This window comes from Leclercia sp. W17, assembly GCF_003336325.1.
GTDB lineage: Bacteria > Pseudomonadota > Gammaproteobacteria > Enterobacterales > Enterobacteriaceae > Enterobacter.
On sequence record NZ_CP031101.1, the window covers coordinates 1875048 to 1889695 of the forward strand.

A 14648-nucleotide genomic window follows, 5' to 3' on the forward strand; every position below is an offset into this window, starting at 1 on the left:
GCGCCACCGGGCAATTAATGACCTTAGCTGGCCGGTTTCTTCATCATGCTGAAGATAAACAGCATTGCCGCGCACAGCACCACCGACGGTCCGGCAGGGGTGTCGTAAAACGCCGAGAAGGTCAGTCCGCCGGTCACGGCAATCATCCCCACCCCCACGGCCACACCGGCCATCTGTTCCGGCGTACGGGCAAAACGACGTGCGGTGGCGGCTGGGATAATCAGCAGCGAAGTGATGATCAGCGCCCCGACAAACTTCATCGCCACGCCAATGGTCAGGGCAGTGACCAGCATCAGCAGCAGTTTCACGCGCTGGAGTTTCACGCCATCTACAAAGGCTAAATCCGGGCTGATGGTCATCGCCAGCAGGTTACGCCACTGCCACAGCAGGATTGCGAGGACAATTACCACCCCGATGGCAATGGCGATCAGATCGTCAGGCGTCACCGCCAGCAGATCGCCAAACAGATAGGCCATCAGATCCACGCGAATATTGGACATCAGGCTGACCACCACCAGACCCAGAGACAGGGCGCTGTGGGCCATGATCCCAAGCAGCGTATCCACCGCCAGATGCGGGCGCTTCTCCAGCCAGACCAGACCGGCGGCCAGCAGCAGCGTCACCACAATCACCGCGTAGAATGGATTCACATCCAGCAGCAAACCAAACGCCACCCCCAGCAGGGAAGCATGCGCCAGCGTATCGCCAAAGTAGGACATCCGGCGCCAGACAACAAACGAGCCCAGTGGACCCGCCGCGCAGGCGAGCATCATCCCGGCCAGCCAGCCGGGCAGTAAGAGTTCAATCATGAGTTACCGTTTCCCCGGCGAAGGACAATGCGTCCCTGCAAATCATGGCGGTGGTTGTGATGGTGGCGATAAATGCCCAGCTGTTCGGCACCGCGAGGACCAAACATCGAGATAAACTCCGGATGCATGGAGACCACTTCCGGCGTGCCGGAGCAACAGATGTGATGGTTCAGACAGAGCACTTCGTCCGTTTTCGCCATAACCAGATGCAGGTCGTGCGACACCATCAGCACGGCGCAGTCCAGCTCTTTACGCAGTTGATCGATGAGGTCATACAGGGCAACCTGACCGTTGACATCCACACCCTGAGTCGGCTCGTCGAGCACCAGCAGCTGCGGCTTATTCAGCAGGGCGCGGGCCAGCAGCACACGCTGGGTTTCGCCGCCGGAGAGCTTTTGCAGAGGTGCGTCGATAAGATGCCCGGCCTGCACCCGCTTGAGCGCCGGAAGAATATCCTCTTTACGCGTATCGGGACGCAGACGCAAGAAACGGCTGACCGTCAGCGGCAGCGTGGCGTCCAGATGCAGTTTCTGAGGGACATAGCCAATACGTAGCTGCCGGTCACGCTTGATCAGGCCTGCATCGGGTGCTACCAGGCCGAGTACAACCCGCACCAGCGTTGATTTACCCGCGCCGTTGGGGCCGAGCAATGTCAGAATTTTGCCAGGCTTCAGATCCAGCGAAACGTCAGAGAGGACGCGGCGCTGACCAAATGAAACCGAAATATTTTCGAGAGAAACCAAAGTCGTCATATCAATTTATGCTTGCAGAAGTCATCGAATGTTATAATATCACATTCCACATGTTCATTACGATGATTAGTCGCATTATGTTACAGAAAAATACGCTTCTTTTCGCTGGATTATCCGCCGCCCTTTGGGGTACCGCAGTACAAGATGTTAACGCCGCCGTTGTCGCTTCGCTTAAACCGCTCGGTTTTATCGCTTCCGCTATCGCAGATGGCGTCACAGAAACCCAGGTTTTATTGCCTGATGGTGCGTCAGAGCATGATTACTCCCTGCGCCCATCGGACGTAAAACGTTTACAAAACGCGGACTTAGTTGTATGGATTGGCCCGGAGATGGAAGCCTTCATGCAAAAGTCAGCGAGTCAGTTGCCTGACGCTAAACAGGTTAACATCTCTGGCCTTGCAGGTGTGAAACCGCTTCTCATGAAAGGGGCGGATGATGACGATCACGACCATGATCATGGCCATGGTGCAGAGGAAAAAGGTGACGAGCATCACCATCACGGTGACTACAATATGCACCTTTGGCTTTCACCAGAAATAGCGCGGCTGTCAGCGGTTGCAATCCATGAAAAATTAGTGGAACTTATGCCGCAAAGTCGAGCCAAACTAGACGCCAACCTGAAGGATTTTGAGGCACAACTTGCCGCAACCGACAAGCAGGTGGGTACCGAGCTCGCACCATTGAAAGGTAAGGGATATTTCGTTTTTCATGATGCCTATGGCTACTACGAAAAACACTACGGTCTTACGCCGCTTGGCCACTTCACCGTGAATCCAGAAATTCAACCTGGTGCGCAGCGTTTACATGAAATCAGAACACAGTTGGTTGAGCAAAAAGCGACCTGCGTTTTTGCTGAGCCACAGTTCAGGCCAGCGGTCGTTGAAGCCGTGGCAAGGGGAACGTCCGTACGTATGGGCACCCTTGATCCACTGGGAACCTCTATCCAGTTGAGCAAAGCGAGCTATTCGCAGTTCCTCAGCCAACTGGCGAACCAGTATGCGAGCTGCCTGAAAGGAGATTAACGAGGAAGTGATTACGTGCAACAGATAGCCCGCTCTGTCGCCCTGGCATTTAACAATCTGCCCCGGCCCCACCGCGTCATGCTGGGGTCGCTTACAGTTCTCACCTTAGCGGTCGCCGTCTGGCGGCCCTATATTTACCACCCAAATTCCGCGCCAGTTATCAGAACCATTGAGCTGGAAAAGAGTGAAATTCGCTCCCTGCTGCCGGAAGCCAGTGAACCTATCGACCAGGCCCCGCAGGAAGAAGAAGCTATTCCGCAGGATGAGCTTGATGAAAAAACCGAAGCCGAAGTGGGCGTACACGAATATGTCGTGTCAACGGGCGATACATTAAGCAGCGTTCTGAACCAGTACGGCATTGAAATGGGTGAAATCAGCCAGCTTGCTGCGTCTGATAAAGATCTGCGAAACCTGAAAATCGGTCAACAGCTCTCCTGGACCCTCACCGACAACGGTGACTTGCAGCGCCTGACCTGGGAAGTCTCCCGTCGTGAAACCCGTACTTACGATCGTACTGAAAACGGTTTCAAGATGAGCAGCGAAATGCAGCAGGGTGACTGGGTCAACAGCGCCATCAAAGGCACCTTAAGCGGCGGTAGTTTTGTTGCCAGCGCCCGTGATGCGGGGCTGACCAGCGGTGAAATCAGCTCGGTGATCAAAGCCATGCAGTGGCAGATGGACTTCCGTAAGCTGAAAAAAGGCGATTCGTTTTCGGTGCTGATGTCCCGCGAAATGCTGGACGGCAAGCGCGAACAGAGCCAGCTGCTGGGCGTCCGTCTACGCACGGATGGTAAAGACTATTACGCCATCCGCGCCGAAGACGGTAAATTCTACGATCGTAACGGTACGGGTCTGGCGAAAGGCTTTTTACGCTTCCCGACCTCGAAACAGTTCCGCGTCTCTTCGAACTTTAACCCGCGTCGTCTGAACCCGGTCACTGGCCGTGTTGCGCCGCACCGTGGGGTGGATTTCGCCATGCCGCAGGGTACGCCTGTTCTGGCAGTCGGTGACGGCGAAGTGGTCATGGCAAAACGCAGTGGCGCGGCGGGTTATTATGTCGCCATACGTCACGGGCGCACCTACACCACGCGTTATATGCACCTGCGTAAGCTGTTGGTGAAGCCCGGCCAGAAAGTCAAACGTGGCGACCGTATTGCGCTGTCGGGCAATACCGGACGTTCTACCGGCCCGCATCTGCACTATGAAGTATGGATCAACCAGCAGGCGGTCAACCCGTTAACGGCGAAGCTGCCGCGCACCGAAGGGCTGACCGGTAAAGACCGCAGCGATTATCTGGCACAGGTCAAAGAAGTTATTCCGCAGCTGACCCTGAATTAATTCAGCAGCGATAAAAGCCGGTGCACTCCTGCACCGGCTTTTTCTTTTGTGCGTTGCAGATGGCCTCGCTAAACTATCTCATCATTATTTAAAGCATCACCCGCCCTGGAAAAAGCATGGAAACCAAAAAGAACAATAGTGAATACATTCCTGAATTTGAGAAATCATTTCGTCATCCGCGCTTCTGGGGCGCCTGGCTGGGTGTCTATGCGTTTGCAGGTATTGCGATGCTGCCTCCCTCCATGCGCGATCCGCTGCTCGGCAAAGTGGGGCGCCTGGCGGGCAAACTGGGCAAAAGCGCCCGACGTCGCGCCCAGATAAACCTTTTTTACTGCTTCCCGGAGAAGAGCGAGGCAGAACGCGAAGCCATCATTGATGAGATGTTCACGACCGCGCCGCAGGCGATGGCGATGATGGCTGAGCTGGCCTTACGCGGGCCGGAAAAAATGACCAGCCGGGTCGACTGGAAAGGGCTGGAGATCATCGAAGAGATGCGTCGCAACGACGAAAAGGTGATCTTCCTGGTGCCGCACGGCTGGGGCGTGGATATTCCGGCGATGTTGATGGCCTCGCAGGGGCAAAAAATGGCGGCCATGTTCCACAATCAGGGAAATAAGGTCTTTGATTATGTCTGGAATACCGTGCGTCGTCGCTTCGGCGGACGCCTGCATGCCCGTAACGACGGGATTAAGCCGTTTATTCAGTCCGTACGTCAGGGCTACTGGGGATACTATCTCCCGGATCAGGATCACGGTGCGGAACACAGCGAGTTTGTTGATTTCTTTGCCACCTATAAAGCGACGTTACCCGCCATTGGCCGCTTGATGAAGGTATGCCGGGCACGGGTGATCCCGCTCTTCCCCATTTATGACGGCAAAACCCATCGACTGACGATTGAAGTGCGCCCGCCGATGGATGACCTGCTGACGGCGGACGACAACACCATTGCACGCCGGATGAACGAAGAGGTGGAAATTCTGGTGGGGCCCCACGCGGAGCAGTACACCTGGATCCTGAAGCTGCTGAAGACGCGCAAGCCGGGCGAGAAAGAGCCGTACAAGCGCAAAGAGCTCTATCCGAAGAAATAAAAAATCCCCCGGAAACGGGGGATTTTTTTATTGCCCGGCGACGCTGCGCTTGCACGGGCCTACGGACCTGTAGGCCGGGTAAGCGCAGCGCCACCCGGCGAAACCGTCGGATTATTCGACGGTCATCACGCGGGTGGTGTTGGTCGAGCCGATGGTGCTCATCACATCGCCCTGGGTGACGATAACGATATCCCCGGAGACGAGATAGCCTTTGTCGCGCAGCAGGTTCACGGCGTCGTTCGCCGCGGCCACACCGTCGTTATTGCTGTCGAAGAACACCGGCGTCACGCCGCGATAGAGCGCGGTCAGGTTGAGGGTGCGCTCATGACGGGACATGGCGAAGATCGGCAGACCGGAGCTGATACGGGAGGTCATCAGCGCGGTACGGCCCGATTCGGTCATGGTGATGATCGCCGTCACGCCTTTCAGGTGGTTTGCCGCGTACATGGCGGACATCGCAATCGCCTCTTCCACGTTGTCGAACTGAATGTCCAGACGGTGTTTAGAGACGTTGATGCTTGGGATCTTCTCTGCACCCAGGCAGACACGCGCCATTGCGGCCACGGTCTCCGCCGGGTACTGACCGGCAGCGGTTTCCGCAGAAAGCATCACCGCATCGGTGCCGTCGAGGACGGCGTTCGCCACGTCCATCACTTCCGCACGGGTCGGCATCGGGTTGGTGATCATCGACTCCATCATCTGGGTTGCGGTGATCACGGAGCGGTTAAGCTGACGCGCACGGCGGATCAGCGCTTTCTGGATCCCCACCAGTTCCGGGTCGCCAATCTCAACGCCCAGGTCACCGCGGGCAACCATCACCACATCAGACGCCAGGATGATATCGTCCATCGCATCCTGGCTGCAGACCGCTTCAGCACGTTCTACTTTCGCCACGATTTTGGCATCGCAGCCTGCCTCGCGCGCCAGACGGCGGGCATAGTTTAGATCTTCGCCACAGCGCGGGAAGGAGACGGCCAGATAATCCACGCCGATATCCGCGGCGGTGATGATGTCGGCTTTGTCTTTTTCGGTCAGAGCTTCAGCAGAGAGACCGCCGCCCAGCTTGTTGATGCCTTTGTTGTTGGAGAGCGGGCCACCAACGGTCACTTCGGTAAAGACTTTCATGCCCTGAACGTCGAGCACCTTCAGCTGAACGCGACCATCGTCGAGCAGCAGGATATCGCCCGGTACCACGTCAGCAGGCAGGCCTTTGTAGTCGATGCCCACTTTCTCTTTATCGCCTTCGCCTTTGCTCAGGTTGGCATCCAGCAGGAACTTATCCCCGATATTGAGGAAAACTTTGCCTTCTTTGAAGGTGGAGACACGGATTTTTGGACCCTGCAGATCACCGAGGATAGCGACATGACGTCCCAGTTTTGCCGCGATCTCACGGACCTTGTCTGCACGTAATTTATGATCTTCTGGCGTACCGTGAGAGAAGTTCATACGCACGACGTTGGCACCTGCGGCGATAATTTTCTCAAGGTTATTATCGCGGTCAGTAGCCGGGCCTAAGGTGGTAACGATCTTGGTTCTGCGAAGCCTTCTGGACATGTAATACTCCGTTGTCTAAAACAAGCTGGTGTTGCGTGAACGATGATTCGGCACGTTGTCCGTCTTTAATAGCAACAGCAAACTTACCGAATGCCGAAAAAAGTAACAACTTTGTAATTGAAATCAGGGAATGTCACCCTTGATGAACAATTCTTTATCAAAACGCGATTCCTTGAGTGCTTCTTTGACACGCTTCAAGTTATCTCTGAATTTCGCCCCGCGGCGCAGGGTAAAACCGGTCGCCAGGACATCGATGACGGTGAGCTGCGCCAGACGGGACACCATCGGCATGTAGATATCGGTGTCTTCCGGCACGTCGAGCGTGATCGCCAGCGTCGCTTCACGCGCCAGCGGCGTCCCGGTGGAGGTAAGGGCGATGACCATGGCATCGTTTTCACGCGCCAGCTGGGCCAGTTCGACCAGACTTTTGGTGCGGCCAGTATGCGATATCAGCACCACCACGTCATCTTCGTTACAATTCATACAGCTCATGCGTTGCAGCACGATGTCGTCGGAATAGATAACCGGGACGTTAAAGCGAAAAAATTTATTCATCGCATCGTGAGCGACAGCGGCGGAGGAACCGAGGCCAAAGAAAGCAATTTTCTTCGCCTGGGTCAGCAGATCGACAGCGCGGTTAACCGAGGTCATATCCAGCGACTGGCGAACCTGATCCAGCGTCGCCATGGCCGACTCGAAAATCTTGCCCGTATAGGCTTCCACGCTGTCATCTTCATCGACATTGCGGTTCACATAGGGGGTACCGTTCGCCAGACTTTGCGCCAGATGCAGTTTAAAATCGGGGAATCCACGCGTCTCCATGCTGCGGCAGAACCGATTGACGGTCGGTTCACTGACCCCGGACTCCTGTGCCAGGGCGGCAATGCTGGAATGAATGGCCTGAGCGGGCGCGGCGAGAATTACTTCAGCCACTTTTCGCTCGGATTTGCTAAGGTGTTCCAGTTGAAACTGGATTTTTTCCAGCATGTTCATTATTAACACAGCGCTCATCGGTGGAAGCGATTTCATAAATGGGTGAAATCGCGATTCGAATTAGCAAGAATATACGCCTGTGATAGTCCGAAAAGGACAAACCATGGAAAAAATGTTGTTGTTTTTTTTCATTACTTGATCGCTGTCGGATTTTAGCAACAGCCTGACTGAGCAAAGTTTCACCAGTTTCATCGCCATTACCTTCGCTGCTGCGCGCTCCGGGCGAAATATCGCCGTATCGCACGGGAGGATAAGCGCAAATGGTTTCGGGAATGACGTAAAAGCAGTAGAGTGCATTGTAATAAAATTACAACGATATTCTGGCAAAAGCACCAGGATATCCAACTGAGGAGAATGACATGGCGGTAACGCAAACAGCCCAGGCATGTGACCTGGTCATTTTCGGCGCGAAAGGCGATCTTGCACGCCGTAAATTGCTGCCTTCCCTGTATCAACTGGAAAAAGCGGGTCAAATCCACCCGGAGACCCGCATCCTGGGCGTGGGCCGTGCGGACTGGGATAAAGACGCGTATACCAAAGTCGTGCGCGAAGCCCTGGAAACTTTCATGAAAGAGAAAATCGATGAAAGTTTGTGGGACAAGCTGAGCGGACGTCTCGATTTCTGCAACCTCGACGTTAACGACACGTCGGCATTTGCCAATCTGAGCGCAATGCTCGATCAAAAAAATCGCGTCACCATTAACTACTTTGCCATGCCGCCAAGCACCTTCGGCGCCATCTGCAAAGGGCTGGGTGAAGCGAACCTCAACGCCAAACCTGCGCGCGTGGTGATGGAAAAACCGCTGGGCACCTCTCTTGCCACCTCTCGCGAAATCAACGACCAGGTCGGCGAATACTTTGAAGAGTGCCAGGTTTACCGTATCGACCACTACCTCGGTAAAGAGACGGTGCTGAACCTGCTGGCGCTGCGCTTTGCGAACTCCCTGTTTGTGAATAACTGGGACAACCGCACCATCGATCACGTTGAGATCACCGTGGCAGAAGAGGTCGGGATTGAAGGGCGCTGGGGTTACTTCGACCAGGCCGGGCAGATGCGCGACATGATCCAGAACCACCTCCTGCAGGTGCTCTGTATGATCGCCATGTCTCCGCCGTCGGATCTCACCGCGGACAGCATCCGCGACGCGAAAGTGAAAGTATTGAAGTCACTGCGCCGTATCGACCGCTCCAACGTGCGTGAGAAGACGGTACGCGGCCAGTACACCGCCGGATTTGCGCAGGGCAAAAAAGTGCCAGGCTACCTGGAAGAAGAGGGCGCGAACAAATCCAGCAACACCGAGACGTTTGTGGCGATCCGCGTGGATATTGATGACTGGCGCTGGGCGGGGGTTCCGTTCTACCTGCGTACCGGTAAACGTCTGCCCGCTAAATGCTCTGAAGTGGTTGTCTATTTCAAAAATCCGGAGCTGAACCTGTTCAAAGAGTCCTGGCAGGAGCTGCCGCAGAACAAACTGACCATCCGTCTGCAGCCGGACGAGGGCGTGGACATTCAGGTGCTGAACAAAGTGCCGGGCCTGGACCACAAACACAACCTGCAGACCACCAAGCTGGATCTGAGCTACTCCGAAACCTTCAACCAGACCCATCTGGCGGATGCGTACGAACGTCTGCTGCTGGAAACCATGCGCGGTATCCAGGCGCTGTTCGTCCGTCGTGACGAAGTGGAAGAGGCGTGGAAGTGGGTCGACTCCATCACCGAAGCGTGGGCAGCGGATCAGGATGCACCGAAACCTTATCAGGCGGGCACCTGGGGACCGGTTGCCTCGGTGGCGATGATCACCCGTGATGGCCGTTCCTGGAACGAGTTTGAGTAAGGCTGACCGCTAATCCCTACGGGGTATTTTACCGGTAACATGATCTGGCTCAGGCCAGCGTGCAATATTTAATCATTTAAGCCCCGGGTGGATTTCCACCCGGGGCTTTTTTTATTACACTGCCAGCAGCGATTTTGCCCCAGAGCTCCGGCAATCAAGCGTTTCAGCGATGTTATCGCCTGCTAAACACTTTGTTAATTCCAGAGCGCGGACAGATAAATGACAGGAGCTTCTATGAATTCGATTTTGTTACGGGTAACACAGCGCATTATTGAGCGTTCGAAACAGACCCGTTCTGCCTACCTCGCGCGCATCCAGCAGGCGAAGTCCGACACGGTCCATCGATCGCAGCTGGCTTGCGGCAACCTGGCGCACGGTTTTGCCGCCTGTAAGCCAGAAGATAAAGCCTCGCTGAAAAGTATGCTGCGTAACAATATCGCGATCATCACCTCCTATAACGACATGCTCTCGGCGCACCAGCCTTATGAGACCTACCCGGATATCATCCGCAAGGCGTTGCACCAGGCCAATGCGGTAGGCCAGGTGGCGGGCGGGGTGCCCGCCATGTGCGATGGCGTGACCCAGGGGCAGGATGGCATGGAGCTGTCGCTGCTGAGCCGCGAAGTGATCGCCATGTCCACGGCGGTCGGTCTGTCGCATAACATGTTTGACGGCGCGCTCTACCTCGGCGTGTGCGACAAGATTGTTCCGGGCCTGACCATGGCGGCGCTGTCGTTTGGTCATCTGCCTGCGCTGTTTGTGCCGTCAGGCCCAATGGCCAGTGGCCTCGCCAATAAAGAGAAGGTGCGTATTCGTCAGCTTTATGCCGAAGGCAAAGTTGACCGCATGGCGCTGCTGGAATCCGAGGCTGCCTCCTACCATGCACCGGGCACCTGTACCTTCTACGGCACCGCCAACACTAACCAGATGGTGGTGGAGTTTATGGGGATGCAGCTGCCGGGCTCGTCGTTTGTCCATCCGGATGCCCCGCTGCGCGAAGCGCTGACCGCGGCCGCTGCCCGTCAGGTGACCCGCCTGACCGGTAACGGCAACGAGTGGATGCCGCTCGGTAAAATGGTGGATGAAAAAGTGGTGGTGAACGGTATCGTGGCCCTGCTGGCGACGGGCGGTTCCACTAACCACACCATGCATATGGTGGCGATGGCGCGTGCCGCCGGGATCCAGATCAACTGGGATGATTTCTCCGATCTGTCTGAAGTGGTTCCGCTGTTGACCCGTCTTTACCCGAATGGTCCGGCCGATATCAACCACTTCCAGGCGGCGGGCGGTGTACCGGTGCTGATGCGCGAGCTGCTGAAGGGCGGCCTGCTGCATGAAGATGTCAACACTGTGGCCGGTTTCGGCCTGCAGCGTTACACCCTGGAGCCGTGGCTGAACGAGGGTGAGCTGGACTGGCGTGAAGGGGCCCAGGCCTCGCTGGATGACAGCGTGATCGCCACCTTCGACAAGCCTTTCTCCCACCACGGCGGCACCAAAGTGCTGACCGGTAACCTGGGCCGTGCGGTGATGAAAACCTCCGCGGTGCCGGTGGAAAACCAGATCATTGAAGCCCCGGCAGTGGTTTTCGAAAGCCAGCATGATGTTCTGCCGGCATTTGAAGCTGGTCTGCTGGACAAAGATTGCGTCGTTGTTGTCCGTCATCAGGGACCAAAAGCGAACGGAATGCCAGAATTACATAAACTAATGCCGCCACTTGGTGTATTATTGGACCGCCGTTTCAAAATTGCATTAGTTACCGATGGACGCCTCTCCGGTGCATCGGGTAAAGTGCCTTCCGCCATCCACGTCACCCCGGAAGCCTACGACGGTGGACTGCTGGCGAAAGTGTACGATGGCGACATCATCCGCGTTAATGGTCAGACTGGCGAATTGACCTTACTGGTGGATGAGGCGGTCCTGGCCGCACGTAAGCCGCATATTCCTGACCTGAGCGCATCGCGCGTGGGAACGGGACGCGAAATGTTCAGCGCGTTACGCGAGAACCTCTCGGGTGCAGAACAGGGCGCGACCTGTATTACGTTTTAAGACGACAAGAATTATCGATCTGGCGAGAGAAAACTCTGATGAAAAACTGGAATACAAGTGCAGAAGCAATCCTGAAAACTGGCCCGGTAGTGCCGGTTATCGTGATTAATAAGCTGGAACACGCAGTCCCGATGGCGAAAGCGCTGGTTGCGGGCGGTGTACGCGTACTGGAAGTCACTCTGCGTACTGCCTGTGCAATGGATGCTATTCGCGCCATCGCCAAAGAAGTGCCGGAAGCGATCATCGGTGCGGGTACCGTACTGAACCCGCAGCAGCTGGCTGAAGTTACCGAAGCCGGTGCGCAGTTCGCCATCAGCCCGGGCCTGACCGAGCCTCTGCTGAAAGCTGCAACCGAAGGCTCCATTCCTCTAATCCCGGGCATCAGCACCGTGTCTGAACTGATGCTGGGTATGGACTACGGTCTGAAAGAGTTCAAATTCTTCCCGGCGGAAGCGAACGGCGGCACCAAAGCGCTGCAGGCTATCGCAGGTCCGTTCGCGAACGTCCGTTTCTGCCCAACTGGCGGTATCTCTCCGGCGAACTACCGTGACTACCTGGCGCTGAAAAGCGTGCTGTGCATCGGTGGCTCCTGGCTGGTGCCGGCGGATGCCATGGAAGCGGGCGACTGGGATCGCATCACTAAGCTGGCGCGCGAAGCGGTAGAAGGCGCGCAGCAGTAAGATCCAGGTATTGTGCGCGTTTTTTGCCGGGTGGCGGCTTCGCCTTACCCGGCCTACGATAAACGTCAAATGCCATACAAAAACGGGCCAATCGGCCCGTTTTTTTTATCCTGCTACCTGCACGCTGGCGGCCGCGTTTTTCGCCCGCTCAACGGCCTCTTCCACGCTGTCGCCCGTCGCCAGCGCCACACCTAAGCGACGCGAGCCGTCAATTTCTGGCTTACCAAACAGACGCAGCTGCAGGCCAGCGCCCACCGCGGCATCGACATTATCGAAGGTGACGTTCTGGCTGGTCAGCTGCGGCAGGATCACCGCCGAGGCCGCCGGGCCGTACTGACGCACACCGCCAACCGGCAGGCCGAGGAAGGCGCGAACGTGCAGAGCAAACTCGGAGAGATCCTGCGAAATTAAGGTCACCATACCGGTGTCGTGCGGGCGAGGGGAGACCTCGCTGAAGATGACTTCGTCGCCGCAAACGAACAGCTCCACGCCAAACAGCCCATGGCCGCCCAGCGCCAGCACCACTTTACGGGAGATCTCTTCGGCGCGCGCCCGGGCCAGCGGGCTCATCTGCTGCGGCTGCCAGGATTCACGGTAGTCGCCATCTTCCTGGCGATGACCAATCGGCTCGCAGAAGTGGACCCCATCAACGGCGCTGACGGTCAGCAGGGTGATCTCAAAATCAAACTGCACGACGCCTTCGACGATTACGCGTCCGGCGCCTGCGCGGCCACCCTGCTGGGCGTAATCCCAGGCCGTGTCCAGCTGTTCGGCGCTGCGCACAAAGCTCTGTCCTTTACCGGAGGAGCTCATTACCGGTTTAATGATGCACGGGTAGCCAATTTCAGCCACGGCCTGCAAAAAATCATCTTTGCTGTCGGCGAAACGATAGCGTGAGGTGGGCAGGGAGAGCTCTTCCGCCGCCAGACGACGAATGCCTTCCCGGTTCATGGTCAGCTTTGCGGCGCGGGCGCAGGGCACCACGCGCTGGCCTTCGGCTTCCAGCGCCAGCAGGGTATCGGTGGCGATGGCTTCAATTTCCGGCACCACGAAGTGCGGTTTTTCTTCATTGATCAGGGCGCGAAGGGCGTCACCGTCGAGCATATTAATGACGTGGGCACGGTGCGCAACGTGCATCGCTGGCGCATCGGCATAACGGTCGACGGCGATCACTTCGATACCTAAACGCTGGCACTCAATAGCCACCTCTTTACCCAGCTCACCTGAGCCCAGCAGCATCACACGCGTTGCTGCCGGACGCAGCGCAGTTCCTAAACGAGTCATAATGATTCCCCTGAAAAAGTTGCGCGCAGTATAAAAGAAAACGTTTGCGTCTGTCTTGTGTTGCGAAAATCTGTCGGGCTGACGGAGGGTTATTTGCATCGCGGCGTTTTTCGACCATGCTTTTGTTGAACCAAAACAGGAGAGCATGATGAACAAAACAGGGGTAGCAATAGCGCTGCTGGCCGCCAGCCTGACCGCCCAGGCCGCAGAGGAGAAAACCGTGAAATTTCCCACCTGCGAAGGGCAGAATGCCGAAGGTATTGCCGCCAGCGTGAAGCGGGATTATCTGCAAAACCGCATCGTGCGCTGGGCGGACGATCAAAAAACCCTGGGACAGGCCGATCCGGTAGCCTGGATTAACCCTAAGCAGGTGAAAGGCGAGAATGATCGCTGGACGGTACCGCTGACAGTACGAGGCAAAAACACCGATATCCATTATCAGGTGAAGATCGACTGTAAAGCGGGTAGCGCGCAGTATCAGTCGTCGAAGAGGTGAATTTTCGCTTCTTTTGTCGCCATAGACATTTCCTGACATCCCCTCGCTTACGCTGTGAAATTCATCCACCGTTAAGTGAGGGTAAATATGTCAAACTGGCTGAATCAATTACAGTCTCTGCTCGGGCAGAAAGGGTCATCGTCATCCGGCGAAGGCCTGAGCAAACTGCTGACGCCGGGGGCGCTTGGCGGCCTGGCCGGATTACTGGTAGCGAATAAATCCTCGCGTAAATTACTGAGCAAATATGGCACCGGCGCGCTGCTTGCCGGGGGCGGTGCCGTTGCCGGTACTGTGCTGTGGAACAAGTACAAAGAGAGAATTCGCAGCGCGCATCAGGGCGAGCCGCAGTTTGGTCAGCAGGCGTCGCCGCTGGACGAGCGCAGCGAAAGGCTGATCCTGGCGCTGGTGTTTGCCGCAAAGAGTGATGGCCACATTGACGATAAAGAGCGGGCTGCCATCGAACAACAGTTGCGCGAAGCGGGCGTGGAAGAACAGGGCAGGGCGCTGGTGGCACGTGCTATTGAGGAACCGCTCGATCCTGCGCGTCTGGCCAAAGGGATCCAGAATGAAGAGGAGGCCCTCGAACTGTACTTCCTGAGCTGTGCGGCAATCGACATCGATCACTTTATGGAGCGCAGCTATCTTAATGCGCTGGGCGATGCGCTGAAAATCCCGGCAGACGTACGGGAAGGGATCGAGCAGGATATTCGCCAGCAAAAACAAGCGCTCCCCGGCTAGTTTTTTACGCCTC

The 14648-nt window shown here is 56.4% G+C and carries 13 protein-coding genes; 8 read left to right on the plus strand and 5 right to left on the minus strand.

Features of this window, described 5'->3' with window-relative positions; translation table 11 throughout:
* Positions 1-23: 23 nt before the first annotated feature.
* Together znuB and znuC are read right to left on the minus strand one after the other, a co-directional pair.
* Complete coding sequence (gene znuB, locus DVA44_RS09195) at positions 24-809, minus strand: zinc ABC transporter permease subunit ZnuB (protein WP_103822383.1); 786 nt, start codon at positions 807-809, stop codon at positions 24-26.
* Positions 806-1561 (minus strand): zinc ABC transporter ATP-binding protein ZnuC, encoded by a 756-nt coding sequence (znuC, locus tag DVA44_RS09200; protein WP_103822382.1) that lies wholly within the window; start codon positions 1559-1561, stop codon positions 806-808. The genes znuB and znuC overlap by 4 nt, the downstream gene beginning before the upstream one ends.
* A gap of 77 nt (positions 1562-1638) precedes the next feature.
* Between znuC and znuA the strand changes: the two genes are divergently transcribed.
* From znuA to lpxM, 3 genes are all read left to right on the plus strand, one after another.
* Positions 1639-2583, plus strand: coding sequence for a zinc ABC transporter substrate-binding protein ZnuA (gene znuA / locus DVA44_RS09205; RefSeq protein ID WP_139157123.1), 945 nt, complete (start codon positions 1639-1641; stop codon positions 2581-2583).
* Positions 2584-2598: 15 nt separating this feature from the next.
* Positions 2599-3921 (plus strand): murein DD-endopeptidase MepM, encoded by a 1323-nt coding sequence (mepM, locus tag DVA44_RS09210; RefSeq protein WP_114314610.1) that lies wholly within the window; start codon positions 2599-2601, stop codon positions 3919-3921.
* A 116-nt stretch (positions 3922-4037) separates the two neighbouring features.
* Positions 4038-5009, plus strand: coding sequence for a lauroyl-Kdo(2)-lipid IV(A) myristoyltransferase (lpxM, locus tag DVA44_RS09215; RefSeq protein WP_114386405.1), 972 nt, complete (start codon positions 4038-4040; stop codon positions 5007-5009).
* A 111-nt stretch (positions 5010-5120) separates the two neighbouring features.
* Here the strand turns inward: lpxM and pyk are convergent, their stop codons facing one another.
* Positions 5121-6563: a pyruvate kinase gene (pyk, locus tag DVA44_RS09220; RefSeq protein WP_114314612.1), complete on the minus strand. Its 1443-nt coding sequence runs from the start codon at positions 6561-6563 to the stop codon at positions 5121-5123.
* 123 nt (positions 6564-6686) lie between these two features.
* Complete coding sequence (locus DVA44_RS09225) at positions 6687-7592, minus strand: MurR/RpiR family transcriptional regulator (protein WP_103180056.1); 906 nt, start codon at positions 7590-7592, stop codon at positions 6687-6689.
* A 323-nt stretch (positions 7593-7915) separates the two neighbouring features.
* Between DVA44_RS09225 and zwf the strand changes: the two genes are divergently transcribed.
* The 3 genes from zwf to DVA44_RS09240 all read left to right on the plus strand — a co-directional run bounded on the left by zwf (position 7916) and on the right by DVA44_RS09240 (position 12117).
* Positions 7916-9391 carry a glucose-6-phosphate dehydrogenase gene (gene zwf / locus DVA44_RS09230; RefSeq protein WP_103180055.1) on the plus strand — a complete coding sequence of 492 codons (1476 nt, stop codon included), beginning with the start codon at positions 7916-7918 and terminating at the stop codon, positions 9389-9391.
* Between the two features lie 234 nt (positions 9392-9625).
* Positions 9626-11437, plus strand: coding sequence for a phosphogluconate dehydratase (gene edd, locus DVA44_RS09235; protein ID WP_114386407.1), 1812 nt, complete (start codon positions 9626-9628; stop codon positions 11435-11437).
* A gap of 38 nt (positions 11438-11475) precedes the next feature.
* Positions 11476-12117 (plus strand): bifunctional 4-hydroxy-2-oxoglutarate aldolase/2-dehydro-3-deoxy-phosphogluconate aldolase, encoded by a 642-nt coding sequence (locus DVA44_RS09240; protein ID WP_103822376.1) that lies wholly within the window; start codon positions 11476-11478, stop codon positions 12115-12117.
* A 105-nt stretch (positions 12118-12222) separates the two neighbouring features.
* On the opposite strand, the gene purT is transcribed toward DVA44_RS09240, so the two are convergent.
* The gene (gene purT / locus DVA44_RS09245; protein ID WP_114386409.1) at positions 12223-13401 is read right to left on the minus strand and encodes a formate-dependent phosphoribosylglycinamide formyltransferase; all 1179 of its coding nucleotides are present in this window, start codon (positions 13399-13401) and stop codon (positions 12223-12225) included.
* Between the two features lie 148 nt (positions 13402-13549).
* Between purT and yebF the strand changes: the two genes are divergently transcribed.
* Together yebF and DVA44_RS09255 are read left to right on the plus strand one after the other, a co-directional pair.
* Positions 13550-13897: a protein YebF gene (gene yebF / locus DVA44_RS09250; protein ID WP_103822374.1), complete on the plus strand. Its 348-nt coding sequence runs from the start codon at positions 13550-13552 to the stop codon at positions 13895-13897.
* An 87-nt stretch (positions 13898-13984) separates the two neighbouring features.
* On the plus strand, positions 13985-14635 hold the full coding sequence (locus DVA44_RS09255) for a tellurite resistance TerB family protein (RefSeq protein ID WP_114314615.1): 651 nt from the start codon (positions 13985-13987) through the stop codon (positions 14633-14635).
* The last annotated feature ends 13 nt before the right edge of the window (positions 14636-14648 follow it).

What these genes read in the sequence shown, in the direction of transcription:
- znuC (WP_103822382.1), bottom strand. Translation starts at nt 1,561, where the DNA reads ATGACGACTTTGGTTTCTCTCGAAAATATTTCGGTTTCATTTGGTCAG.
- yebF (WP_103822374.1), top strand. Translation starts at nt 13,550, where the DNA reads ATGAACAAAACAGGGGTAGCAATAGCGCTGCTGGCCGCCAGCCTGACC.
- pyk (WP_114314612.1), bottom strand. Translation starts at nt 6,563, where the DNA reads ATGTCCAGAAGGCTTCGCAGAACCAAGATCGTTACCACCTTAGGCCCG.
- znuB (WP_103822383.1), bottom strand. Translation starts at nt 809, where the DNA reads ATGATTGAACTCTTACTGCCCGGCTGGCTGGCCGGGATGATGCTCGCC.
- DVA44_RS09240 (WP_103822376.1), top strand. Translation starts at nt 11,476, where the DNA reads ATGAAAAACTGGAATACAAGTGCAGAAGCAATCCTGAAAACTGGCCCG.
- edd (WP_114386407.1), top strand. Translation starts at nt 9,626, where the DNA reads ATGAATTCGATTTTGTTACGGGTAACACAGCGCATTATTGAGCGTTCG.
- DVA44_RS09225 (WP_103180056.1), bottom strand. Translation starts at nt 7,592, where the DNA reads ATGAAATCGCTTCCACCGATGAGCGCTGTGTTAATAATGAACATGCTG.
- znuA (WP_139157123.1), top strand. Translation starts at nt 1,639, where the DNA reads ATGTTACAGAAAAATACGCTTCTTTTCGCTGGATTATCCGCCGCCCTT.
- purT (WP_114386409.1), bottom strand. Translation starts at nt 13,401, where the DNA reads ATGACTCGTTTAGGAACTGCGCTGCGTCCGGCAGCAACGCGTGTGATG.
- zwf (WP_103180055.1), top strand. Translation starts at nt 7,916, where the DNA reads ATGGCGGTAACGCAAACAGCCCAGGCATGTGACCTGGTCATTTTCGGC.
- DVA44_RS09255 (WP_114314615.1), top strand. Translation starts at nt 13,985, where the DNA reads ATGTCAAACTGGCTGAATCAATTACAGTCTCTGCTCGGGCAGAAAGGG.
- lpxM (WP_114386405.1), top strand. Translation starts at nt 4,038, where the DNA reads ATGGAAACCAAAAAGAACAATAGTGAATACATTCCTGAATTTGAGAAA.